The 22,816-nt window shown below is 28.8% G+C and carries 27 protein-coding genes and 7 pseudogenes; 7 read left to right on the top strand and 27 right to left on the bottom strand.

The annotated features are described in order from the left end of the window. Nucleotides 1–71: 71 nt before the first annotated feature. From DJ007_RS05625 to DJ007_RS20770, 10 genes and pseudogenes are all read right to left on the bottom strand, one after another. The gene (locus tag DJ007_RS05625; protein ID WP_129408698.1) at nt 72–1,526 is read right to left on the bottom strand and encodes an NAD(P)/FAD-dependent oxidoreductase; all 1,455 of its coding nucleotides are present in this window, start codon (nt 1,524–1,526) and stop codon (nt 72–74) included. Between the two features lie 42 nt (nt 1,527–1,568). After that, complete coding sequence (locus tag DJ007_RS05620) at nt 1,569–2,027, bottom strand: hypothetical protein (RefSeq protein ID WP_129408697.1); 459 nt, start codon at nt 2,025–2,027, stop codon at nt 1,569–1,571. Between the two features lie 12 nt (nt 2,028–2,039). Further along, a pseudogene (locus DJ007_RS05615) lies at nt 2,040–3,154 on the bottom strand (NADH:ubiquinone reductase (Na(+)-transporting) subunit F). A gap of 9 nt (nt 3,155–3,163) precedes the next feature. Then, nucleotides 3,164–3,760: an Rnf-Nqr domain containing protein gene (locus DJ007_RS05610; RefSeq protein ID WP_129408696.1), complete on the bottom strand. Its 597-nt coding sequence runs from the start codon at nt 3,758–3,760 to the stop codon at nt 3,164–3,166. Then, nucleotides 3,760–4,360: pseudogene (locus tag DJ007_RS05605) on the bottom strand (NADH:ubiquinone reductase (Na(+)-transporting) subunit D). Before DJ007_RS05605 ends, DJ007_RS05610 begins: the two are co-directional and overlap by 1 nt. A 1-nt stretch (nt 4,361) precedes the next feature. Further along, complete coding sequence (locus DJ007_RS15640) at nt 4,362–4,511, bottom strand: FMN-binding protein (protein WP_206076138.1); 150 nt, start codon at nt 4,509–4,511, stop codon at nt 4,362–4,364. A 217-nt stretch (nt 4,512–4,728) separates the two neighbouring features. Next, nucleotides 4,729–4,899, bottom strand: a complete 171-nt coding sequence (locus DJ007_RS15635) for a hypothetical protein (protein WP_206076137.1) — start codon at nt 4,897–4,899, stop codon at nt 4,729–4,731. After that, nucleotides 4,890–5,081: a hypothetical protein gene (locus DJ007_RS15630; RefSeq protein ID WP_206076136.1), complete on the bottom strand. Its 192-nt coding sequence runs from the start codon at nt 5,079–5,081 to the stop codon at nt 4,890–4,892. The genes DJ007_RS15635 and DJ007_RS15630 overlap by 10 nt, the downstream gene beginning before the upstream one ends. Before the next feature lie 12 nt (nt 5,082–5,093). Then, entirely contained in the window at nt 5,094–5,831 is a 738-nt protein-coding gene (locus DJ007_RS05595; protein WP_206076135.1) for an RnfABCDGE type electron transport complex subunit D, read from the bottom strand. Between the two features lie 11 nt (nt 5,832–5,842). Further along, on the bottom strand, nt 5,843–5,983 hold the full coding sequence (locus DJ007_RS20770) for a hypothetical protein (RefSeq protein ID WP_206076134.1): 141 nt from the start codon (nt 5,981–5,983) through the stop codon (nt 5,843–5,845). Nucleotides 5,984–6,366: 383 nt separating this feature from the next. Between DJ007_RS20770 and DJ007_RS15620 the strand changes: the two genes are divergently transcribed. Together DJ007_RS15620 and DJ007_RS15615 are read left to right on the top strand one after the other, a co-directional pair. Next, nucleotides 6,367–6,576, top strand: coding sequence for a hypothetical protein (locus DJ007_RS15620; RefSeq protein WP_206076133.1), 210 nt, complete (start codon nt 6,367–6,369; stop codon nt 6,574–6,576). 23 nt (nt 6,577–6,599) lie between these two features. Continuing rightward, on the top strand, nt 6,600–6,818 hold the full coding sequence (locus DJ007_RS15615) for an Hsp20/alpha crystallin family protein (RefSeq protein ID WP_240739305.1): 219 nt from the start codon (nt 6,600–6,602) through the stop codon (nt 6,816–6,818). A gap of 98 nt (nt 6,819–6,916) precedes the next feature. On the opposite strand, the gene rpsO is transcribed toward DJ007_RS15615, so the two are convergent. The 14 genes and pseudogenes from rpsO to DJ007_RS05520 form a co-directional block, all read right to left on the bottom strand. Then, entirely contained in the window at nt 6,917–7,192 is a 276-nt protein-coding gene (rpsO, locus tag DJ007_RS05585; protein ID WP_129408695.1) for a 30S ribosomal protein S15, read from the bottom strand. Between the two features lie 114 nt (nt 7,193–7,306). After that, nucleotides 7,307–8,191 carry a DUF1385 domain-containing protein gene (locus tag DJ007_RS05580; protein ID WP_129408694.1) on the bottom strand — a complete coding sequence of 295 codons (885 nt, stop codon included), beginning with the start codon at nt 8,189–8,191 and terminating at the stop codon, nt 7,307–7,309. Beyond that, nucleotides 8,169–8,423, bottom strand: coding sequence for a hypothetical protein (locus tag DJ007_RS05575; protein ID WP_129408693.1), 255 nt, complete (start codon nt 8,421–8,423; stop codon nt 8,169–8,171). Before DJ007_RS05575 ends, DJ007_RS05580 begins: the two co-directional genes overlap by 23 nt. Nucleotides 8,424–8,441: 18 nt before the next feature. After that, nucleotides 8,442–8,725, bottom strand: a pseudogene (locus DJ007_RS05570) (stage V sporulation protein S). Between the two features lie 358 nt (nt 8,726–9,083). Further along, a pseudogene (locus DJ007_RS18940) lies at nt 9,084–10,242 on the bottom strand (2-oxoacid:acceptor oxidoreductase subunit alpha). After that, the gene (locus DJ007_RS05560) at nt 10,235–10,402 is read right to left on the bottom strand and encodes a 4Fe-4S dicluster domain-containing protein (RefSeq protein WP_240739352.1); all 168 of its coding nucleotides are present in this window, start codon (nt 10,400–10,402) and stop codon (nt 10,235–10,237) included. Before DJ007_RS05560 ends, DJ007_RS18940 begins: the two are co-directional and overlap by 8 nt. Before the next feature lie 71 nt (nt 10,403–10,473). Further along, nucleotides 10,474–11,611, bottom strand: a pseudogene (locus DJ007_RS05555) (sodium ion-translocating decarboxylase subunit beta). Nucleotides 11,612–11,769: 158 nt separating this feature from the next. After that, nucleotides 11,770–12,009, bottom strand: a complete 240-nt coding sequence (locus DJ007_RS05550) for a hypothetical protein (protein ID WP_129408692.1) — start codon at nt 12,007–12,009, stop codon at nt 11,770–11,772. Beyond that, nucleotides 11,982–12,572, bottom strand: coding sequence for a type I phosphomannose isomerase catalytic subunit (locus DJ007_RS05545; protein ID WP_165974034.1), 591 nt, complete (start codon nt 12,570–12,572; stop codon nt 11,982–11,984). Before DJ007_RS05545 ends, DJ007_RS05550 begins: the two co-directional genes overlap by 28 nt. 10 nt (nt 12,573–12,582) lie before the next feature. After that, nucleotides 12,583–13,964: pseudogene (gene aglA, locus DJ007_RS20015) on the bottom strand (alpha-glucosidase AglA). A gap of 71 nt (nt 13,965–14,035) precedes the next feature. Continuing rightward, nucleotides 14,036–14,281 carry a hypothetical protein gene (locus tag DJ007_RS05535; protein WP_206076132.1) on the bottom strand — a complete coding sequence of 82 codons (246 nt, stop codon included), beginning with the start codon at nt 14,279–14,281 and terminating at the stop codon, nt 14,036–14,038. A 38-nt stretch (nt 14,282–14,319) separates the two neighbouring features. After that, nucleotides 14,320–14,835: a hypothetical protein gene (locus DJ007_RS05530; protein ID WP_129408689.1), complete on the bottom strand. Its 516-nt coding sequence runs from the start codon at nt 14,833–14,835 to the stop codon at nt 14,320–14,322. 47 nt (nt 14,836–14,882) lie between these two features. Continuing rightward, nucleotides 14,883–15,230 (bottom strand): hypothetical protein, encoded by a 348-nt coding sequence (locus DJ007_RS05525; protein ID WP_129408688.1) that lies wholly within the window; start codon nt 15,228–15,230, stop codon nt 14,883–14,885. A 111-nt stretch (nt 15,231–15,341) separates the two neighbouring features. Continuing rightward, a complete protein-coding gene (locus DJ007_RS05520) occupies nt 15,342–15,593 on the bottom strand; it encodes a hypothetical protein (protein WP_129408687.1) in 252 nt (83 codons plus the stop codon). Between the two features lie 201 nt (nt 15,594–15,794). On the opposite strand from DJ007_RS05520, the gene DJ007_RS14610 reads away from it, so the two are divergent. Together DJ007_RS14610 and DJ007_RS05515 are read left to right on the top strand one after the other, a co-directional pair. Further along, complete coding sequence (locus DJ007_RS14610; protein ID WP_165974031.1) at nt 15,795–15,953, top strand: hypothetical protein; 159 nt, start codon at nt 15,795–15,797, stop codon at nt 15,951–15,953. A 40-nt stretch (nt 15,954–15,993) separates the two neighbouring features. Beyond that, nucleotides 15,994–17,352, top strand: coding sequence for an HD-GYP domain-containing protein (locus DJ007_RS05515; protein ID WP_129408686.1), 1,359 nt, complete (start codon nt 15,994–15,996; stop codon nt 17,350–17,352). On the opposite strand, the gene DJ007_RS05510 is transcribed toward DJ007_RS05515, so the two are convergent. Beyond that, nucleotides 17,342–18,337 carry an MFS transporter gene (locus DJ007_RS05510; RefSeq protein ID WP_129408685.1) on the bottom strand — a complete coding sequence of 332 codons (996 nt, stop codon included), beginning with the start codon at nt 18,335–18,337 and terminating at the stop codon, nt 17,342–17,344. The two genes, DJ007_RS05515 and DJ007_RS05510, sit on opposite strands and share 11 nt — an antisense overlap. Further along, nucleotides 18,337–18,531 (bottom strand): hypothetical protein, encoded by a 195-nt coding sequence (locus DJ007_RS05505; protein ID WP_129408684.1) that lies wholly within the window; start codon nt 18,529–18,531, stop codon nt 18,337–18,339. The genes DJ007_RS05510 and DJ007_RS05505 overlap by 1 nt, the downstream gene beginning before the upstream one ends. A 130-nt stretch (nt 18,532–18,661) precedes the next feature. On the opposite strand from DJ007_RS05505, the pseudogene DJ007_RS20010 reads away from it, so the two are divergent. From DJ007_RS20010 to DJ007_RS05485, 3 genes and pseudogenes are all read left to right on the top strand, one after another. Then, nucleotides 18,662–19,290, top strand: a pseudogene (locus DJ007_RS20010) (purine nucleoside phosphorylase YfiH/LACC1 family protein). Further along, entirely contained in the window at nt 19,257–19,463 is a 207-nt protein-coding gene (locus tag DJ007_RS18915; RefSeq protein WP_129408681.1) for a laccase domain-containing protein, read from the top strand. Before DJ007_RS20010 ends, DJ007_RS18915 begins: the two are co-directional and overlap by 34 nt. 45 nt (nt 19,464–19,508) lie before the next feature. Continuing rightward, nucleotides 19,509–20,867 (top strand): MATE family efflux transporter, encoded by a 1,359-nt coding sequence (locus DJ007_RS05485; RefSeq protein WP_129408680.1) that lies wholly within the window; start codon nt 19,509–19,511, stop codon nt 20,865–20,867. A 12-nt stretch (nt 20,868–20,879) separates the two neighbouring features. Here DJ007_RS05485 and DJ007_RS05480 read toward each other — a convergent pair whose 3' ends face one another. After that, nucleotides 20,880–22,781, bottom strand: coding sequence for an HD domain-containing phosphohydrolase (locus DJ007_RS05480; RefSeq protein WP_129408679.1), 1,902 nt, complete (start codon nt 22,779–22,781; stop codon nt 20,880–20,882). Nucleotides 22,782–22,816: the final 35 nt, after the last annotated feature.

Genomic DNA, 22,816 nt, shown 5'->3' with positions numbered 1-22,816 from the left:
CCAGAGTTCTTATTTAATTATGTAGTAATAAATCATTACCACATTACTTTAAACGAATAATTTACGGAATATTATATTCCAAGATTTTTAAAATAATTTAAATTTACTTTTTTGGGTATTATTCCAGATCCTTTACCTCTTTGAGGAACTTCATCTTCTGGAATTTTTAATGTTTCAGCTATAACTTTTCTTACACGCGGTCCACAAAATTCTCCCTGGCAAAATCCCATTCCTGCTCTTGTTCTTCTTTTTATTGCATCTATAGATTTTATAGGTATTCCTCTATTTAAAGCGTCTATTATTTCTTTTTTACTTACCAGCTCGCATCTACAAATTATTTGATCAGGTGAGTTAATATTTAACATTTTATTTACTTCTTTATATGTTAAATCCTTTTTTATAATAATTGGTGGTCTATAAGGATCAAAATCCGTTTTTTTTACAAGCTTAATTCCTGATTTTTCTAATATATTAATTACCATTTCTGCTATAGCCGGTGAAGAAGTTAAGCCAGGTGACTCAATTCCCGCTACATTGATAAATCCTTTTTTTGATTCTTCAATAATAAAGTCTCCTGTTGAGGGAGTAGGACGTATTCCGGAAAATGATGTCAGAACTTTCCTCAAATCAATATCAGGAACTGATTTTTTTGCTGTATGTATTATATATTTTAATGCTTCAACATCTGTACTCATATCTTCTTTTTCAACGATTTCCTCCGTATTTGGACCTATCATCAAATTTCCATGATATGTGGGCGTTACCAATATACCTTTACTTTTTTCTGTAGGAGTTTGAAAAATTACTCTGCTTATTATTTCCCCGTAACCTTTATGAAAAATTATATATTGACCTTTTCTTGGCTTTATAAAAAAATTATTTATTCCAACCATACTGGAAATTTTATCACTATAAACACCTGCAGCATTTATAATATATTTTGTGTTATATGTCTCTTTATTAGTTATTACCACATAATAATCAACATATTCAATAATATCTTTTACCTCATTTTCAAGTTTTAATTCCACTCCATTTTTCACAGCATTCTCGGCCAGAGCTATAGTCATTTCGTATGGCGAAGCTATTCCAACATCTTCTGCCAGCAAAGCCACTTTTACTTTTTTGCTTATATTTGGTTCCAATTCTAAAATTTTATCTTTATAAATTATTTCCATTTCACTTTCATTAACACCATTTTTTAATCCGTTTTCATATAATTTTTTTATATTCTCTTCATCTTTTTCATCGAACCCCAAAACAAGAGCACCCGTTTTTTTATATCCAAAATTCAATTCTTCGTTTAATTTTTTATACAATCTACTACCTTTAAAAGCCAGCTTACCTTTCAAAGTTCCATACTTTGTCGCATAACCACCGTGAACAATTCCACTATTTGCTTTTGATGCTCCATTGCTCACATCATCGCTTTTTTCCAGCTGTAATATTTTCAAATTATATTTAGATAATTCTCGTGCTATAGCACAACCAATAACTCCCGCTCCAATTATTGTTATATCATACATAATTATCCCTCCATAAAAACACAATATATATGAGTAATATTTTTATTTACATATTTCCAATACTCTTATTAATTTTGCCGGATCTATTCTGAAAGGAGATCCTTTTCCCTGAAAAAAATGATGTTTCTCAATTAAATGTAATGATAAATCACTAAATATAATGCTTTCATTATTTTCAATATTCACTACTTTTGTCACTACTTTTCTGAATATTCCATCTTCAAAAGGACATGGCAAATGTCCTCTCGCTTCCCCAACTTGAACTTCCCATTTCCCATCAACTGTAATTGGCTCTCCTAATCCTTTTTCCCCTTTTTCTTTTAAGTATTTTAATTTGTTTATTATTGTTTTAATATCACAATTTAAACTGGATAATATCTCCTCGTCTTCTATAATAATATCTATTAAATTTCTATCATCATTCCCCATAAATCCATCTGCAGTTATGACACCTGGTTGCATATTGGCCTGAGCTTTCTGAAATTCAGGAGTCATCTTCATGATTTCACCCCCCTAAGCAAATTTGTCATAGTAAATTTTGTCCTCTGAAATTCCATTTTTTGTCATAACATTAACACATGCATTTATCATTCCAGGACTACCGCATAAATATCCTTCTTTAGGAGTATTTTGATCCATCTTTTCTTTAATATATTTATCCAATACATCTGTAATAAATCCCGTTTCACCTTCCCAATTATCTTCTGGTAAGGGTTCTGACAACGCCGGAACAAAATGAAAGTTTGGCCATTTTTTCTCTAACTCTCTAAACATATCAACATAATATAAATCTCTTAAAGAACGGGCACCAAAAAAATACCACACGTTTCTATTGGTTATTCCTTTTTCATACATATCTAAAATTATTGATTTTAAAGGAGCCATACCCGAACCACCTGCAACCCCTATTACATCTGCTTCAGTGTCTCTTAAATAAAATTCACCAAATGGTCCTATTACTTCCATTGTATCTCCTTCTTTTAAATAATTATGAACATATGTTGTTGCGATTCCACCTGGAACAAGTCGTATTAATAATTCAAATGAATTTTTTTCTGATGGTAAAGAAGATATAGAATAAGCTCTTTGTGTTGGTTCTTTTATTTTTTCATAAGGCGGAATTATAATTTGCATATATTGTCCTGCTTTAAAATTAACTTCTGATGGTTCTAAAAGCTTAAATTTTACTTCTTTAATATCATGGGTTACATCTTTTATTGATTCAACTACTGTTTTATATTTTTTTACATTAAATAGTTCTTCTGGCAGCCATATTTCTATATCTTTTTTTACTTTAACCTGACAGGATAATCTAATATTTTCTTTTATCTCTTCTGGTGTAAGCATGGGGTTTCAGTGGGCAAATGTGATCCAATATCTGATAAAACCTTTACTTTACATGCACCACAGCTTCCTCTACCTCCACATGCAGAGGGAACAAAAATACCTGTTTCAGATAATGTTGTTAAAAGAGATGCACCACCCTTTACTGTTAATTCCTTTTCTCCATTAATATTCACTTTAACTTCTCCATAATTATTGACAATACCATCAACTATAGCAATTATTGCCGCTAAAACTCCACTAATAATCGAGACTACTAAAGGTGCCAATATAATAGGGCTCATAATATCACCTCACTGTACATTGAGCATTCCTGAAAAGCCTATAAATGCCATTGCCATTATCCCTATAATAATCAATGTCACCCCAGGACCTTTTAATGCTGCAGGAACATTAGGACTTTTATCTACTCTTTTTCTAATTGCTGCTAATGCCATAATAGCAAGCCACCAGCCAAGACCTGATCCTAATCCATAAAATATAGATTGTATAAATGTATAATATCTCAATTGCATAAACAAAGAAACTCCTAAAATTGCACAGTTAACTGTAATCAATGGTAAAAAAATACCAAGACTCATATATAAGTTTGGAGATAATCTATCAATAAGCATTTCCAGTATTTGTACTACAGCCGCTATAACAATAATAAAAATAATATATCTTAAATACTCCAGACCCAGAGGCACAATAATTTTATTATATACAATCCAATTTAAAGCTGTTGTTATTGTCATTACCATTGTAACAGCCATACCTAAACCATTTGATGATGTAATATCCTTTGATATAGAAATAAATGAACACATGCCAAGAAAATTTGCGAGTAATATATTGCTTGTAAATATCGATGCAAAAAATAATATGAAAGGATTTATATTTGGAGCCATTATTTAGCCTCCTTTCTCAACATTAAACCTTTTGCAACCCATATGAAAATAGCAAGCATAAAAAATGCACTTGGTGCCATTAGCATAATCGTCCATGATATAAATCCTTCTGGCAAAACTCTATAACCAAATAATGTACCAAAACCCAACAATTCTCTAAAAAATGCAACAACCATTAATACCACAAGATATCCTAGTCCAGAAGTAAAACCGTCCCAAAAAGATATAATAGGTCCATTTGATTGCGCAAATCCTTCTGCTCTACCCATAATAATACAATTGGTTATTATTAATCCAACATATGGCCCAGCGCTTTACTTATTCCTGGTAAATATGCTCTTAAAATAATATCCACAATAATAACATAAAAAGCTATAATTAATGTTTGGACTATCATTCTTACTTTTCGGGGATTAATCCTTTTATTATTGAAATAGTTAAACTCGAAAATGCTGTAACCAAACTTACTGCAACAGTCATAATAAATGTGTTAGTTAAATTATTGGTAACAGCTAATGCAGAACATATGCCCAAAATTTGAACAAAAACCGGATTATTGTACCATACATTTTCTTTTAATACTTTTTTGTATTCACTCATTTTAATTCACCCCTAAGAGGTTTTTTAGAATATCCAGATATTTATTTAACATGGCCGCAACAGCTTCAGATGTTCTTGTAGCACCTGTAATTGCTTCAAATTCACCATTTTCATGATCAAAGTCTCCTTTGCCAGTTCCTCCTATAATCATTTTTATTTTTCCATCTTTTATCTTTTCAAATCTAAATTGGCTTTTAAACCAGGCTTCCTCAATTCTTCCACCTAATCCGGAGTTTCACTTTGTGAAATAAAATCTACTCCTATAATTCGAGTCAAATCTTTATTAACTGCAAGTACTCCCTAATAGTACTCCACAATCCATTTCCAATAAAACAACAGCATAGACATCTTCACCATTTACAGTTGATTTATATACATCTATATCTTTTATTTTTCAATAGATATTTTTTATTAAATAACTCATATGCTTCTTTATCAGTTTTGAAATCGATTCCCATGGCGGATAAAATGGCTTTTCTCTGAAATAGTTCTTCATTTATCTTAACCTTTTCCTTAGTCAATTCATTGGCTAATGCCAATATAAAAACAAAATAAATGAAATAACAAAGGTGAATATAACTACATATAATTTACTTTCTTTCTTCATTTTTCCACCTTCTTTTTTGACATAAAATGTCAAAAATTTATTATAATACCTAATAATATTAAAAACCATGACTTTTTGATTTTCTTGGTCCAAAAGAGATTTTATATAAATCATAAATATTCCCCCTTATTTTCTTTTCTTAATAAGAAGTTCATCCATTAAAGGTGCAAATGTATTTCCCAATAAAACTGCAAAACTTGTACCTTCTGGAAATAACGAGAAGGTTCTAATCAATATTGTTACAACCCCAATTAAAATTCCATAATACCAGTGAGCTTTTTGATTTTTTGGTCCACTAATAGGATCTGTTGCCATAAATACTGTAACAAATAATAAACTACCAGACATTAAGAATTGAAGCGGATAATTTATTAAACCTACAAAATAAAATGCATATATCATACTAACCGAACTTAAAAATGTTGATATTATTATTTTCCAGCTTGCAGTTTTTGTATAAATTAAATAAATTGCGGCAATAATAATTAAAAATATAAAACTTTCTCCCATCGATCCAGATCTAATCCCAAAAAACAACTTTAATAAATTAAAATCCCCTTCTCCACTTCTCATAATTTTCAAAGGCGTTGCCGTAGTAATAGCATTTATTCCAAAATTACCTGGCTCCATCCAACCATACGTCATAATATTTGGAAATGTTATATAGATAAACAATCTTCCAACTATAGCAGGATTAAATGGATTCCTCCCAAAACCTCCAAAAACCTCTTTTCCAAATAAAACGCCAAATATTATACCAATTAATGCTATCCACCATGGAGTTAAAGGAGGCAAAGAAAGAACAAAAAGCATAGATGTTACCAGAACAGCTTCTGATACATTTTTTTTAACTCTTTTCTCCATTATATATTCAGTTAATATCCACCACCAAAGACAACAACACTTAACAATAATAATCTAACTCCATAAAAATATAAAGCAAATAAATATATAGGAGCTAAGGAGTAAAGAACTCGCCTCATCATAGGCTGTTTAAGAAAAAAGTTTTTTTTCACTAAATCACCCCCTAATTTCATTTTCAGATAAATTATATCAGATTTTTATATTAATTACAAATTTAAAATTTATGTTTTTAATAATATAATAAAAGTAATTTTGACTTTTTGAAAATATATTTTATCAATATAAATTATATCATGTAATTTACAAAAAATTGTTATATATGAAAAATAAAATTAATAATTTCTATTATCAATTAATAGTAAAGATTGCTATAATTTTTAGTTAATTTTATATTTAAATACATTATAATAAGCTAATATAAAGAATTATAAAATTTTTATAATTCTTTTGAACTTTTTGAACTCAATAAAAATTTTTTCGTCATATATAATGGAAGTCGATGAAACAGAAAAAATTAAAGAAAAGGAGGGATATCATGAGTGAAATCAAAAAATATGAAAGAGGAAATTTCTTTGAACCATTTGAAACTTTGAGAAGAGAAATTGAAAGGCTATTTGATGATTTTGGAACTCTTGACATTTTTGAAAACTCAAAAGGTTTTGCTATGCCTAATTTAGATATCTATGAGACAGAAAAAGACATAGTAATCGAAGCTGATGTCCCGGATATGATAAAAAAGATATAAACATAAGATTAGATGATGACATTTTGACAATTTCTGCAGAAAAGAAGGATAATAAAGAAGATAAAGGTAGAAACTATATAAAACGCGAAAGATATTATGGAAAATTTGAAAGGTCCATCAGATTACCTGACTATATTGATTATGAAAAAATAAAAGCAAAATTCAAAGACGGTGTTCTAAAAATCGAAATACCAAAATTACCTGAAAAAGCTAAAAAATTCAAACAAATTAATATTGATTAAAATCTCCAGGATAATCCTGGAGATTTTATTTTATTTTATAGATTACTTATTTTAATTAGTATCATATAAAAACAACTCCCTTTCGGAGTTATCTTTTATTATCCTCTAATTCCTAATTTTGAAATTAATTCTTTATAAACTTCTGGTCTTTCTTTTTTCAAGTATTTCAACATTTTTCTTCTTTTACCAACCATTTTCATTAATCCTCTTCTTGAATGGAAATCTTTTGAATGAACTTTTAAGTGTTCTGTTAAGTGTCTAATTCTTGCTGTTAATAATGCAATTTGAACTTCAACCGAACCTGTGTCTTTTTCGTTGATTTTAAATTCTTCAATAACTTTGTTTTTAATTTCTGGATCTAATCCTCTTGACATACTTCTCTACCTCCATATATATATTCCTTTAGCCAAGATAAGGTTTACTCCATTATCTGAGCTAAGGTATTTATATTATATTATATAAAATGTTAAAAGTCAATTGATAATAATTTAAACTTCTACAACTTCTTCGCCGTCAAAATCTTCTTTCAAAGCATATTTTAATGATACAATTGCAACTTCAAGCTGTTTTTCATCAGGTTCAGATGTAGTAATTTTTTGCAATGCCAACCCTGGCCAGGCCAAAATTTTTCCAACCCATGTATCTATTATTTTGGCTGTAAATCTTTGAAATTCATAAGCAAATCCAGCCACTAACGGTAATAATACAATTCTTGTAACAACTTTTGCTAACAATGTTGTGTATCCCAATGCACCTGTTATAGAAAACACTATAATGGAAGCAAAAACTGTTATAATTAAAAAACTAGTTCCACATCTTGGATGCAAAGTTGTATACTTTTTGGCATTATGAACAGCTAATTCTTTACCATCTTCATAAGTATAAACCGTTTTATGTTCTGCTCCATGGTATTCAAAAACTCGTTTTATATCTTTAAATAAAGAAATTACCCATATATACAATATTACAAAAAATGCTCTTATCACACCTTCGACTAAGGAAAACCAGAATTCATTTTGAATGTGAAATAATTTTGTTAAAAACATAGGTCCTAAACCAAAACCACCAATCGCAAATAAAAACGCTAATAATATTGAAACAATCATATCTTTCTTCGTAATTTCCTCTTCACCAGAAACATTCGCAGAATATGAAAGAGCTTCCATTCCAATTATCATTGCTTTTAATAAAACAAAGAAGCCTCTTATAAAGGGGATTTTTTCTAACCAACCAAAAGAACTTTCTCTTAATCTTTTAACCTGAATTTTCCCATCATTTCTTCTTACGGCCACAACAGTATTAATTCCTTTCATCATAACGCCTTCTATTACTGCCTGACCACCTACATATTTAGGCATCTCTCGCTTTTTCATTATTTATCCTCCTCAAAATCTCTTCTGCAACATTACCTTCTGTTATAACAAAATAAAAAGTTAAAGCTTCTTTATCAACGGTTTTTTCTTTTTTTAAAACCATTGAAGCTTTTCTTCTTATTTTTAGTCTATTTTCTTTATTTAATTTAGATATTTCTTCAACTATAGAAAAAAGCCGCGCGTCTTTTGTACACGCGGTAACTATTTCATTGATGATTTTATCATCTATCACTTAGAAAATTCTCCTTGCTTAGGCTTCTGTTTCTTCTTCAGTTATTTCAGCAAATACCCTAAATTTAATTCCTGTTCTCTTTTCTTCTCCTACCGTTACTTCAACAAACCCAGGAACCACAAAAAGCTTTTTACCACGAGTTTCAACGAATCTTCTGGCAATAGCAATAGCTTTTACTGCTTGGTTAACTGCCCCCGCCCTATTGCTTGAATTTCTACTTCATCTGTCTTGCTTAAAACACCTGCTATAGCTCCAGCTACTTTATTTGGTGATGAAGAATGTCCAACTTTCAAAACTTCCATGGATAGTTCAGCCCCTTTATATCGTTTTCTAATTTTAATTTTACCATAAATATTTCATTTTTTCAAATATTTCATTTTTTTAATAAAAAGCCGCATAAGCGGCCTCAAATTGTCGACAAAATAAAATAGAAAAAATAATATGAGCAAATCATTGAAAATTCCTGAAAAAATGTGAATGAAGCCGGTCAATTTTGCATGGATACAAAATTGAGCGAAACCGAGTAAGGATGTGAGTTTGCGCGACTGGCGGGAATGAACATTTTTGAGGATTAAGAATTTTCACCAGATGAGCAAACATTATTTTGATTATTTTATTTTGTACTTGTCTACAAACTGAAGCCGCATAAGCGGCCTTTGATTAAAATTCTATTATTCTTCTCCAAACAGCTGTTATTGAATTCAAAATTTCTCTTGGACTTATTAAATCTCCATCAACTTTATTTACTAATTCAAGATGTTTCCCAAATTTATTAATTCTTGAAATTTCTAATGCCATTTGCCCTAAATTCATTTCCGCTATTATTACTGCTTGAGACTTCTTTAAAATATTTTTCATTTTAGAAACTGGGAATGGCCATATCGAAATTGGTTTAAATAATCCAACTGGAATTCTATCTTCTCTTGCCATTTTTACTGCTTTCATTGCACTTCTTGCAACAGTGCCATATGCGACAACTATTATTTCAGCATCATCTGTCATATATTCATCATATATTGCAATTTCCTCAGCATACAATCTAATTTTAGAATCAAGATGCTTTATAACTTTATCCGCAACCTTGGTTGATCCTACAGGGAATCCTGTTTCATCATGAACCAACCCTGAAACATGAAATCTTGCTTTACCCATTTCAATTAATGGATTAACTGGATAATTCTCATCCTGAAAACCAAATGGGTGAAATAAATCTTCCTCTTCAATAGCTGCTTCTGTCAACCTTTCTATTATTTCTGGATTTTCATCTTCATCACTTAAATAAAAGCTTTCTCTCATATGACCTAATGTTTCATCCATAACTAAAACCACAGGTGTTCTATATGTTTCGGCATAATTAAATGCCTTTATTGTATATTTATAAGCTTCTTCAACTGTAGAAGGGTATAATGCTATAATCTGTTGATCACCATGTCTTCCCATCTTATTTGCATTAAATCACCTTGAGAAGGTTTGGTTGGCAATCCTGTACTTGGTCCTCCTCTCATTACATCGACAAAAACACATGGTGTTTCAGTCATAGTAGCATATCCAGAGCTTCCTGCATCAAACTAAAACCCGGACCACTTGTTGCTGTCATAGATTTTACTCCAGCCAATGAAGCCCCAATTATAGCAGCTGCACTTGCAATTTCATCTTCCATCTGTATAAATTTTCCACCAACCTTTGGTAATTCTCTTGCCATAACCTCAGCAACTTCTGTTGAAGGTGTAATTGGATATCCTGCGAAAAATCTACATCCTGCTTTTATTGCTGCTAAAGCAACTGCTTCATTTCCCTGCATAAATACTATTCTACCCATTATTTTCAACCACCTTTTCTAACTCTTCAACATTTATTGCAATATCCGGACACAATCTTTCACACATCAAACAGCCAATACATTTAGAAGAATCTGCAACAATTGGTTTCCCTAATTCAGCTTCACCTAATGCTTTTGTAGGACAAACGTTGTAACATATACCGCAATTCTTACAAAAGAATAATTAATTTCTATCCTGTAACTTTTTTTAGCCATATATCTTCCACCTCGTTATGAAAGTATTGATAGAAACACACCTGCTGCTACTGCAGAACCTATAACCCTGCAACATTTGGCCCATAGCATGCATTAAAATAAAATTACTTGGATCTTCTGATTGAGCTACTGTTTGAGCAACCCTTGCAGAATCAGGAACAGCTGATACACCTGCTGCACCTATTAATGGATTTATTTTATCTTTAGAAAATACATTCATTAATTTAGCAAATAATATACCAGAAGTCATAGCAATAATAAATGCTACAGCACCCAGAGCAAATATCTTCAAACTTTGTGGTTTCAAAAATATATCTGCTCTTGCAGTACTACCAACAGAAAGCATCAATAATATTGTTACTGAATCTAAGATAAACCTTGAAGCTGCTTCTGCCAATCTTTTAGTAACTCCAGATTCTTTTAATAAATTTCCAAGCATTAACAATCCAACTAATGATACAGCTTTAGGCACCAAAAGAGCTACTACAATTGTTGTAGCAATAGGGAATATTATTTTTTCTTTCTTACTTACATGTCTCATTTTTCTCATTCTTATTTTTCTTTCATCTTTTGTTGTTAATATTTTTGAAACCGGTGGTTGCAATATCGGAATCAAAGCAATATACGAGTATGCCGCTATTGCAATAACAGCTAATAATTCTGGAGAAAATTTAGAAGCTAAATAAATAGATGTTGGACCATCTGCTCCTCCAATAATTGCAATTGAAGCTGCGCTATGTATATCAAATCCCATTAAATTTGCCACAATAAATGTTCCAAAAATTCCAACCTGTGCAGCTGCACCTAAAAAAATTAATCTTGGATCAGCAATCAAATACGAAAAATCAGTTATTGCTCCAATACCTAAAAAAATCAATGGCGGATAAATACCTAAAAACATTCCTCTTTGAATATACCATAATAATCCACCTACTTGATTTGCCGTTGGCGGATTTAACAAACCTGTCACTTCTGGAGGAATATTAGCCAAAATAATTCCGAATCCAATAGGAATTAAAAGTAAAGGTTCAGCATGTTTAACTATTGCTATATAGATTAAAAGCGAACCTATAACCATCATAAGAAGATTTTGCCATGTAAAATATGCGAAACCGCTATTAGCGAAAAAAGCTAAAAAGTTTGAAAAATCCATTTTTTATCCTCCTTGCATGTTTTCTCAAAGTAATTATAAAACTTTATTGAAAATAATTCAAGCAACATATTGGATAATTATATTAAAGTAAAGTAAAAAAAGCAAGGCCTTAATGCCTTACTTTATATCTAATCGCTCTTAGTCGATAATTTTTAAATTTAAAGAAAAAATAACAAACCATCTTCTTTCACTTCAAATTCTAAACCTGCTGGAATAATGCATGTTTTAAAGTCTTTTAACGCTACATATATACCAAAACCTTTTATTTTTTCATTGAAAACTCTTTTTATATTAAAATATTGTGTCTTGAATTCCATTGGCGCATTCGCAATGACAAAAGGACTGTCTTTTAAAACCTTTTTACCTTTTTCTATATGAATTTCTCTTGGTCTCCCCAATCATATAACCTATATGTCAAATCCGATGTTTGTTGTATTTCTAACAGCATCGAATTAGGCCCCAATGTGTGTACAACTCCTGCGGGTATAAATAATAAATCATCTTTTTTTAAATTTATTGGTTTAAATATTTTATCCCAATTTTGCTCCTCAATCGCTTTAATATTTTCTTTAACATTATTAGAAATAAATATTTCATTCTTTTTGTTTAAAAAATACCATGCCTCTGTTTTACCCCAGGGTTCTTTCTCCATTTCTCTGGCAAACTTATCATCAGGATGCACCTGAATAGAAAGCCATTGAGTTGTTGAAATTAATTTTAGTAATAATGGTATTTTGGGAAAATTTCCCCCAATTAATTCTTCAATCATATCTGAAGGATTCCCATAATTCTTTCCACTATTTATCCCTCTAAGTCTTGTTTCATAATTTTTAATACCAGAAAACAACCATACTTCCCCTATTTTGTTCATATTTTCTTTTTTGAATAATTTATTTAATTTTTCATCACCCCAGACTTTTTCAACAAAAATAGGAGATGTTTTTAATACTTCATCAATCACCTTTTTCACCTCATTTCAAATAGTGTTTTTTCATATCCTTATTTTCTGGTAATTCCATTATTTCTTTTAAAACATTTTTTACCTGCTCATATGATGTTGTTCTTCTATCCCTTATTAAAAACTCCTCAAGAATCTTTATATCTCCTGTTAAAAAGCTTCTAATGCCATTTCCATCCTTATCATCCTTGGATACAAATAATATTTAATAATTCTTTTATTTAATTTTGGATATATTTCTTCTGGGTGTATCCCATTTTTATCTACCAGCACAGGAACTTCAACTGCAACGTTTCTCGGAATTTCATTTATTATTTCCGAATTCATTATATTCAACACTAATTTTGTTTTTTTGTCGTTCACTATAGCGTTTATAAATGGAATATGTTGTTCTCCACTTAATTGAGTTGGATTTAATATTTTTCTCATTTCTTCCTCAAAATGCCCTCTAATCTATTACCTGACAACGCTAATTCAAATATTTCAGATAATTTCTTGTTTTTATTTTCTAATACGAGCTTTGCAAAATCTTTGATAATCTTTGTAACTTCTGAAAGCATGTTTTGATACCATTTCCAACCTATTTCAGAATCAGCACCACCCACGGTTCTCCATACCATTTTTTCTTCTCTGCTAAATTATAATGGTATTTCCACGAACTATTTCTCACGGTGTCCCTATTGGGAACATACCATAAAACTTATACATATCTATAGCCGCAGGACTCAATTGATCATTAAATGGATCTTTAGGATTAAATTCTTTATTTTCATTAACCCAGCTTTCTAATAAAGGATATGCATCTTCACCATTATATTCAAATCTATTTAACCATATTGCATGATTAAAACCAGCTACCTGCCAATCTACATTTTCATTATTTAATCCCAGTTTCTCAAAAATATCCAGAGCACCATAATGTCCATGGCAAACCCTATCATTTTAATTGGAATTTCTCTTGAAATTAACGTCGTAATTTCAAAAACAGGGTTAGCCCCTGGATTAACCATGCATCTGGTGACAATTTTTCTATTAATTTTGCTACATTATAAGCGAAATTTAACTGATTATAATTTGATACTGTATAATAATCAGAAACCATATTAAATTCCTGTGTATCTATTCCTCTATAATACCCATATTTTTCTCCAATAGCTCTAACTTTTTCTAAATATTCATGCCGCCAACCATAGCTGTATTTATTATAAAATCCGCATCTTTTATGACCTCTTCCAGATTAGTAGTTTTTTCAAATTTTATATCAGAACCAAATTCTCCTACAATTTTATCCGCCAGCAAATGAACGGCATTTAACCTTTCTTCATCTATATCCATTAAACTAATAACGCTACCAGATAATTCAGGTGTTTTACATATATCTGCTACCAATCTCATAGAAAAAACTGCGCTACCTGCTCCAATAATTCCGATTTTAACTCTCACTTTTACTCCCCTTTAAAATTTATTTAATATACTGAGCAATTTTCTTCTATCTGACCCTTTTCATAATACCAATATGCCAGAGAAACTGGCATTTTTTTTAAAGAATATTTTTCTGTAAAATCCTTTAAAAATTCAGGCAATTCTATTCTGACATTCCATTTTATATCATATCTCGAATAATTTCTGATAAACTCATCTATCATTTGTTTCTGTCTTTTATTTAATTCAAAATATTTAGTTATAAAATTCTCATATTTTGATTTTTTCATTTTTTCAAAAAAATGATTCACCAGAATTTTTCTTGCATCTAAAAATTCATTCCCTTAATCATTTCTATTATAAACCATTTTACGTAAAAATCATCACTAAATTTTAAAATTTTCAAATTATTAAAATTTACATCAGGTTTATCCAAACAACTTAAATATGCACTTATAAAGAGTTTTTCTCTTTCCTCATATTTCATTTTTTCCAAGATTTTTAAGGTTTCATCAAACATATTATTAATATATAATTTTCCATATTCATTTACTATTGATATTGGCGAATAAATATCTGGTATTATATTTAAACCTTTAATAATTTTTCTAATTGTATCTCCTTTAACTTCCTTTACTTTTCCGTTTAAAATTGCAGATAAGCTTTTTCGTGAAACATTTATTTTTTTAGATGTTGTAGATAAATTGGTAATATAGTTTTTTAAATAATTTCTTAATTCCTCTGTATTGTCATAAGTGGATTTTTCAGTAACAATAAACTTTCTTAAAAAACTAAACATCGATTCATAACTTTCCTTAGAATTTCTTTTTCCTTTATCTGGCAATTTTTTCCAGTAATAATAAATAATTGGTGAATATGAATATAAACTTTCTATACTTCCCTTATTAACCTCAAAAAATGTATCAAATATCCAAAACGTTTTTCATTATCTTCAAAATAATACCCTGAATAATACATTAATTCATTTGATAATTTAATGGATTTTTTTAAATTAAATTCCTTCAAATACCATGACCAATTATTTAATGAACTTGTGATTCCAACCCTATGAGGTATTTTTTTTGATAATTCATATGATTTTTCAAAATATCTCCATGCTTTTTCATAATCTTTTTCTTTTATTGCTTTTCTAGCCTTACCTATAGTTATAAAAACTTCTGTTGATGGATCTGTTTCATATGTTTTACTCCATATTCTCGTATTTTTATTCCAACCCATAATATTTCCGCATTTACAAGCACTGAAGATACTATTTTTCTTGCTTTTTGGGAATACTTGAAAAATTTTCTTTTAGATAAATATAAATATTTATTGATTCATTATTTCTCTTTAAATAGTATAAATAATATAATTTTTTGCTAATAACAAAAAATACAATGTCTTTGAATTATCATGTTTTAAACCTTTTCCCACTTCCTCTAATGCCTTTTCTCTTTCATTTTTCCAGCTATATTCCAGACTTTTAAACAGATGTTTCCAACCATCGTGTTTTGCTTTTAATACCATTAGATTTAAAAATGGTTTTGAAAAAGATCCATATGTTGATAAAATTTCAAAAATTGTTTGATTTTTATTTTTCATATTTCAACACCTCTTTTTTCTTTATTATACTATATTTTTATTTAATGAGAAGTTATAATATATATTTTTATAATGTTACTAAATAGCATATTTGAGTACTATTAGAAGTTGGTTATAATACGCGCTTTATATACCGCTAAACTTGAAAGTCATATGGAATCGTGTATAATATAATTGAAAATACGAAAGGAGCGTGAAAATATGAAAAAAATTGCGAAAACGATTGTTATTTTAACCTTCTTATTTATAATATTATTTTCATCAGTCACTTTTGGTGATCCAGATGTTTATTCGGATTCAACCGAAATAACTCAAAATGCTGTTGTATTTACATTAAACGCTTATGATATAAATCAATAAGGGAAGTCATTCCCCTTTTTTTATAAAGGCTGGTGAATCAATGAAAAGAGTTATACTATTAGTCATAACAATTTTATTAGTCATAATAACATATGGTGATGTTAAAAATAATAATAGCACAGGTATCAATAGTGCTACTATGTTTGTTGTTTTAGTTCTTTTTACTTTTATTTCAATACTTCTTACCCTTATAATAGATAGAAAAACTTTAAAAAAAAGATATTTCGAAAAAGAAAAAGAATTAAAGCATCTTAATACAGAACTCAAGGAAACCAATAAAGAACTTGAATCATCCTACAAACAAATAGAGAAATTAAATTCTTCAATTTTAAAAACTTTAGAATTATCTTCTTTTTTTGCTGCACCAAAGTTAATGGAAAAAGATTTCGAAAAGAAAGTTCTGGAATTGGCATTAGAAATAATAGAACCTGCCGAAAATGGTTCTATTTATTTGTTTGACGAAAAAAATAATGCAAAAATGGTTTTTGCAAAAGGTTATAATTATGAAAAAATTAATGAATTAAAACTTCAAAGAAATGATTTAATTATTCCTGAAAAAGCAGAAATAATAAAAAACATTCATAAAATTAATGAAATAAAGATGTCTCCTGAGAAATTCAAAGAATTTGAAATACTTGGAGGAGATTTGAAAGAAACTCTTATAACCCCAATAACATTTAATGATGAATCTTTTGGAATCATAACTCTGGATATTTTAAATAGCGATCATGTGAACAGATTTGAAGATTATCATACACAAATAATGGACTATTTTGGAAAAACCTTCGCTGGTTTTTTAAAAATGTTAAAATTTATAAAACAAGAAGGGAAATTCCATAAAGATATTGCCTTAACTCTGGTAAAAGCTTTAGAATACTATGATAATTATACACGAGGTCATTCTGAAAGAGTGGCAACCTGGGCTTCATTAATTGCAGAAAAAATGAATTTTGATAAACAAAAAATAGAGCAGATATACTGGGCTGGGGTTCTTCATGATATTGGAAAAATATTTGTTCCACAATCAATATTAAATAAAACGGGGAAATTAACTCCAGAAGAATACGAAAAAATCAAACTTCACCCTGTAAAAGGTGAAGAATTATTAAAAGAAGTTGATGGCATGGAAGAGATTTCTAAAATTATTCGCCATCATCATGAGAGATATGATGGAAATGGCTATCCCGATGGACTTTCAGGAGAGGATATACCTTTAGAATCAAGAATATTAGCTATTGTTGATAGTTATGACGCAATGATTAGCAAAAGACCATATAAACATCCTTTAACCAGAGAGGACGCTATTTTTGAATTAAAAAAGATGTCAATGAAACAATTTGACGGAAAGATTGTTTCTGTATTTATAGATATATTGAAAAATGAAGATTTTAATCATTAGTAGTTTTTTTGTATAATTTTATAAATATTTCATCATTCAAAATAGGTTTAAACAACACCTTTAAAAGTAATAATGAAATAAAATAAAAAATTGCACTGATTAAAAACAAATATGAATACCCATTTGATAATGATGTAATATATCCAAACATTAAAGCAGCAAGCGATCTGGCAATGAAATTAAGAAAATTTCTAAAACTGCTTATGGTGGTTATTTTATTTTGTGGTATATAACTCATTATAATTGTAGTAGATACGGGGTTTGTCATGTTCATAAATGAAAATCTGAGAGCATATAATAAAGTAAATATATAGGGATCTCTAACTATAGAAAAAGAAATAATTAAAGGTATAACCAATATATTCATAAAAAAAGTAAATTGATATGCTCCAAATTTTTTTGATAATTTTGAAGAAAAAATTGATCCCAGTGATGCTCCTAACTGAGCGAATGCAAGAGCTACACCGATAATTGTAGGTTTCATATTAAATAAATCCTTAAAAATCACATTTCCAAAATTCACAAATAACCCTGCACCAAAACCAATTAAAAATGTTCTAATCAAATGAATTTTGATTATATGCGTTTGCAAGTTGTTAAAATCTCTTAAGTTAAAAATATCTTTTAATAAGACTTCACTATGATGTTTTTTGTCTTCATGTACTATAAACAAAAAAGTATTAGATAATAAATGTGTTATTCCTGTTATTAAAAGGGCTGTACCAAAACCAAGGAAATCTCCTAATGTCCCGCCTATTAAATTACCAATTAAACCACTTCCCATAAACAAACCAAAATTATATCCAAAATACTTACCTCTATTTTCATGATTTGTAATATCTACAATTAATGAATTCAATAAAATCATTCTTGAAGTTAATACTCCACCATTTATTAATGCTGTATATAACAACATCTGCTCTGTTGGAAATGAAATCCTTAAAAAGGTAATTGTTGCAAATATTACCGAAGAAATTATTAACATTAATTTCTTTCCAAACTTATCCCCATTATTCCTATTAATAATCCCAAAAATGCAGAACCTATCATCTCCAGAGAAGTAATATGACTTATAAATGTATTGTTAAAACCTATGTCTCTTAAAAAGAGATTAAAAACTATTCTGTATATTGATTGTGCAATACTACTAAAAAAAGTATAGTACAACAAATTTCTCATATTATCACTCCATTTTGTTAGTAATACAAACAATATTATACTACAAAAAATAGTTAGTAATATTAACAATTCTAAAATTTTTTGTTTTTAATGATATAATTAAGGAAGTGATAAAAAAGAGGTGAAGAAAATGCAATACTTAAATAAAAAAGAAGACATTTATTATTTTATCTTTCCCATATTTGAAAAGTATAAAAATTTATTTCATTTATTTACTACACGAAAAACTGGATATAACGGAAAAACACTGGATCTCGGCATTAATACAGAAACACCTATAGAAGATATATATAAAAATTATTTAAAACTATGTAATGTATTTAATATTAATCCTCAAAACCTTGTATTATCCGATCAAGTTCATGAAGACAATATATTAATTATAGATGAAACCTATAAATCGAATAATTTCCTTTTTGACAGAAAAGTAAAAAATGCAGATGGATTAATTACAAATAAGAAGAATATATTTCTGGTCACATTATATGCTGACTGTACACCTATTTACTTTTTTGATCCAAAAATAATATTATAGCTCTATCTCATTCTGGGTGGAAAGGAACAATCAAAAAATATCCGAAAAAACTGTTAATAAAATGCAAGAGGTTTTTGGATCAAATCCGAAAATATACTGGTAGCCCTGGACCTTCAATTGGACCAGAAAGTTTTGAAGTACGAGAAGATGTTAAAAATATTTATGAAAAACATTTGAATTTTCTAATGAAATCATTAAAAGGAAAAATAAAGAAAAATATTTAATTGATATATGGAAAACAATTAAATATACATTGATTAAAGCAGGAGTAAAAGAAGAAAATATATTTATTTCAAACATTGACACTTATAAAAATACCGATTTGTTATTTTCATACAGGAAAGAAAAAAATACTGGAAGAATGGCTGCTATAATAGGATTAATTGACAAAGAATAATATCCATGATATAATAGTTAGGAAAACGAATCAAAGAGGTGAACTATGGCAAGTAAAAATACTAAAGTTGATATTTTTAATAATTCTATTATTATGTCACTGTTTCTTTTAGGATGGCCTATGATAGTTTCTAATCTAATGCAGACAATGTACAACATTGTTGATGCCTATTTTTTAGGCAAATTAGGAAAAATTGAATTTTCTGCTACTACAATTACCTGGCCTGTAATTTTTGTTTTTATTTCATTTACTATAGGTTTTTCAAATGCAACTGTTTCTCTTGTTTCTCAATATACTGGAGCTAAAAATAAAAAAATGTCGCAAAAAACTGCAGGACAGGCTTATACCGTTGCAATCCTTCTAGGTCTAACACTTGCTTTATTGGGTATTTTTGTTTCTAATCCGGTAATTACTGCTATTGCGGGTGAAAAAAGTAAAGAGATTGCCCCATATGCGATTAAATATTTTAATATAATAATGGTTGGAATGCCTTTTGCATTTCTATTTAATATTTCTGGCGCTATATTAAGAGGTTGGGGAGACTCTAAATTTTCAATGCATATGATGTTTTATTCCACTATATTAAATACCATTTTAGACCCTTTAATGATATTCGGAATTGGCCCATTCCCAAGAATGGGAGTTATAGGTGCTGCATGGACCACAACAATCGCACGAATATTTATTGGACTGGTTTCTTCTTATCTTGTCTTCAAAGGCGAAAGAGGATTTAAGGTAAAGTTAAAAGATCTAAAACTCGATTGGTTTATTATAAAAAAGATTTTGTCTATAGGCTTTCCAGGCTCTATGAGTTACACAATAACCTCTTTAGGTTTTGTTGTTATTATGAGATTTGTTTCTGCTTTTGGCCCATCAGTAGTTAGTGCCTATGGAATTGGAAACAGAATAATCAATCTCATAACCATGATTTCATTTGGAATTGGTGCAGCCGTTACAACAATGGTTGGTCAATTTTTGGGTGCTAATCAGATTAAAAATGCAGAAAAAACCGTTAAAACTGCTTTCATAACCAATTTTCTAATAGTTACTTTTTTAAGCACATTGACTTTCTTTTTTGGTGCCCATCTAACAAAGTTTTTTATTAATGAACCTGAAGTTATTCAAATAGGTAAAATATTCTTTAGATATGTCTCATTTTCGCTTCCATTTTTCTCCTCAATGAGTGTCTTTGTGAATACACTTGTTGGAGCTGGAAGAACTGGCCAATCCATGATTATTAATATAACAAGATTATGGGGAATTAGAGTTCCTTTAATTGCTGTTATGGCACAAAGTTGGGGATTTATGGGAATTTTTTATGCTATGATTATTAGTAATATTTTAGCAATGATTATTGCATGGTTATTTATTAAATTTGGTAATTGGAGAAAAGCTATAATATAAAAAGAGGAAGGTCTACTCACCTTCCTCTTTTATTATTTTCAAAAATGCTTCAACAACTTCTGGAGAAAATTGAATTCCAGCATTCTTTTTGATTTCTTTCAATGCAATATTAAATTCTAGAGGATCCCTATATGCTCTTCTAGATCTCATTGCATCCCATGAATCTGCTACTGCTATAATTTTAGCTATTAATGGTATTTCATTACATTCCAATCCATCCGGATATCCTTTTCCATCACACCTTTCATGATGATACTTAATTCCATACGCTATTTCTTTTAAATTTTCCACTTTTATTAATGCTTCAAAACCATACACTGGATGCATTTTTATTTTATTATATTCTTCTTCTGTTAGTCTTGATGTTTTATTTAATATTTCGTTAGGAATTATTAATTTCCCAATGTCATGTAATAATGCTGCCCAATATACTTTCTTCTGAGTTTCTTCATCTAAATTCATTTTTTTGGCTATTTTTTTAGACAATTTCGCTACATTTTTCGAATGGTTTTTTGTATATTCATCATGTAATTCCAGAAATGAAATTAATGATTTAATTATATCTTCCCTGAATTTTTCCTCAATTTGCGCTTCATTTTTTATTCTATAGAATGCTTTTGCTAATACTCTAAATGATTCCATTAATTCATATACATATTCTAAATTTATTTCTTTTTCATCTAACTCATGCACAATTTCATATCTTAAATCATCAGAAAGAGTTAATGATGTTTTTAATTTTCTTAATGTTTCTTTTTCTTTTCCAAATTCCACAATAGTTATTTTTTTATTTTTCTCAACCTTTATTACTTTATCATATTTAAACCCTGGAATGATAAATCTTAATGTTTCAACTAATTTTAAGATAAACGAGTCTTCAGAAATATATTCACTTTCACCCATATCAGCCATTAATTTTATCAATAACTTTAATGAATTTTGAAGTTTTTCGTTATGAATATATAAACTTTCCAATTCTTCATTTTGAGCTACGATTTGTTCATTCAAAGACTCCAGTTCATTATTTTTTCTATTAAGTTCTTTATTTATTTCTCTTAATTCTTTTGTTCTTTTTTCTACCAATTTTTTTAAGAAATAATGATCTGCTAAAAAGCCTATAAATATTATTATAGATATATAAATTATCCATTTTACCCAATCAGGTATATTATTTATTTTTTCTACATATAAATATTTATTTATTATTTCATAATATATTGAATTTTTATCTTCTTTAAAACGTTTTAAATCATCATCTATTAAACTAATAATTTCATTTTTCCTTTTATAATCTTTTCTAAACATCATTAATAATTTTATCGGAGAAAAGACTATATCCGTAGGAGAAAGATTATATTTTTCTGCATTTAATAAACCATATGTTCTATTCACAACTCCAGCATCAATTTTGTTTTCTGAAAGAGCATTAAAAATACCATCATATGTATAAAATTCTACAAATGTTGATTTTATGTCAAAATTTTCTAATTTCTTTTTTATACCATATTCATCATCTTCATAGTATATATCTTTTTTCAAAACACCTATTTTCTTATTTTTTAAATCAAAAATATTTGTTATCCCTCTATTATTTTTATTAACATATACCACAGCCCAATCAGACATAAATGATACATCGTTAAAATCATATTTTTTTGCTCTTTCATTAGAAAATCCAACACAGGCTATTGCATCAATCTCTCTATTATCAAGCTTTTTTATCAAATTAGAAAATGTGTCAAAAATATAATTATATTTAATATTTTCCTTTTCAAAAATATAATTAAGTATTTCCGGGAAAATACCTGTTTTACTATCTATTATTTTTGGTGGATTGTAGTATATACCAATTTTTATTGGAAATCCTATTGTTACTAATAGTAAAATTATTATTATGACTATTTTTTTTAGCAATATTCCACCACCATTTCTATAAACTTCCGGAAACT

The sequence above is a fragment of the Marinitoga lauensis genome, assembly GCF_004135675.1.
GTDB lineage: Bacteria > Thermotogota > Thermotogae > Petrotogales > Petrotogaceae > Marinitoga > Marinitoga lauensis.
This window is presented reverse-complemented; position numbering and strand designations above follow the sequence as displayed.

Bases quoted from the DNA above. Each gene is read 5' to 3' on its own strand.
- DJ007_RS05625 (WP_129408698.1), bottom strand. From the start codon at position 1,526: ATGTATGATATAACAATAATTGGAGCGGGAGTTATTGGTTGTGCTATA.
- DJ007_RS05620 (WP_129408697.1), bottom strand. From the start codon at position 2,027: ATGAAGATGACTCCTGAATTTCAGAAAGCTCAGGCCAATATGCAACCA.
- DJ007_RS05610 (WP_129408696.1), bottom strand. From the start codon at position 3,760: ATGGCTCCAAATATAAATCCTTTCATATTATTTTTTGCATCGATATTT.
- DJ007_RS15640 (WP_206076138.1), bottom strand. From the start codon at position 4,511: ATGATTATAGGAGGAACTGGCAAAGGAGACTTTGATCATGAAAATGGT.
- DJ007_RS15630 (WP_206076136.1), bottom strand. From the start codon at position 5,081: ATGATTTATATAAAATCTCTTTTGGACCAAGAAAATCAAAAAGTCATG.
- DJ007_RS05595 (WP_206076135.1), bottom strand. From the start codon at position 5,831: ATGGAGAAAAGAGTTAAAAAAAATGTATCAGAAGCTGTTCTGGTAACA.
- DJ007_RS15620 (WP_206076133.1), top strand. From the start codon at position 6,367: ATGAGTGAAATCAAAAAATATGAAAGAGGAAATTTCTTTGAACCATTT.
- rpsO (WP_129408695.1), bottom strand. From the start codon at position 7,192: ATGTCAAGAGGATTAGATCCAGAAATTAAAAACAAAGTTATTGAAGAA.
- DJ007_RS05580 (WP_129408694.1), bottom strand. From the start codon at position 8,191: ATGAAAAAGCGAGAGATGCCTAAATATGTAGGTGGTCAGGCAGTAATA.
- DJ007_RS05535 (WP_206076132.1), bottom strand. From the start codon at position 14,281: ATGAAAAAATCAAAATATGAGAATTTTATAACTAAATATTTTGAATTA.
- DJ007_RS05525 (WP_129408688.1), bottom strand. From the start codon at position 15,230: ATGGGTTGGAATAAAAATACGAGAATATGGAGTAAAACATATGAAACA.
- DJ007_RS05520 (WP_129408687.1), bottom strand. From the start codon at position 15,593: ATGAAAAATAAAAATCAAACAATTTTTGAAATTTTATCAACATATGGA.
- DJ007_RS14610 (WP_165974031.1), top strand. From the start codon at position 15,795: ATGAAAAAAATTGCGAAAACGATTGTTATTTTAACCTTCTTATTTATA.
- DJ007_RS05515 (WP_129408686.1), top strand. From the start codon at position 15,994: ATGAAAAGAGTTATACTATTAGTCATAACAATTTTATTAGTCATAATA.
- DJ007_RS05510 (WP_129408685.1), bottom strand. From the start codon at position 18,337: ATGTTAATAATTTCTTCGGTAATATTTGCAACAATTACCTTTTTAAGG.
- DJ007_RS05505 (WP_129408684.1), bottom strand. From the start codon at position 18,531: ATGAGAAATTTGTTGTACTATACTTTTTTTAGTAGTATTGCACAATCA.
- DJ007_RS05485 (WP_129408680.1), top strand. From the start codon at position 19,509: ATGGCAAGTAAAAATACTAAAGTTGATATTTTTAATAATTCTATTATT.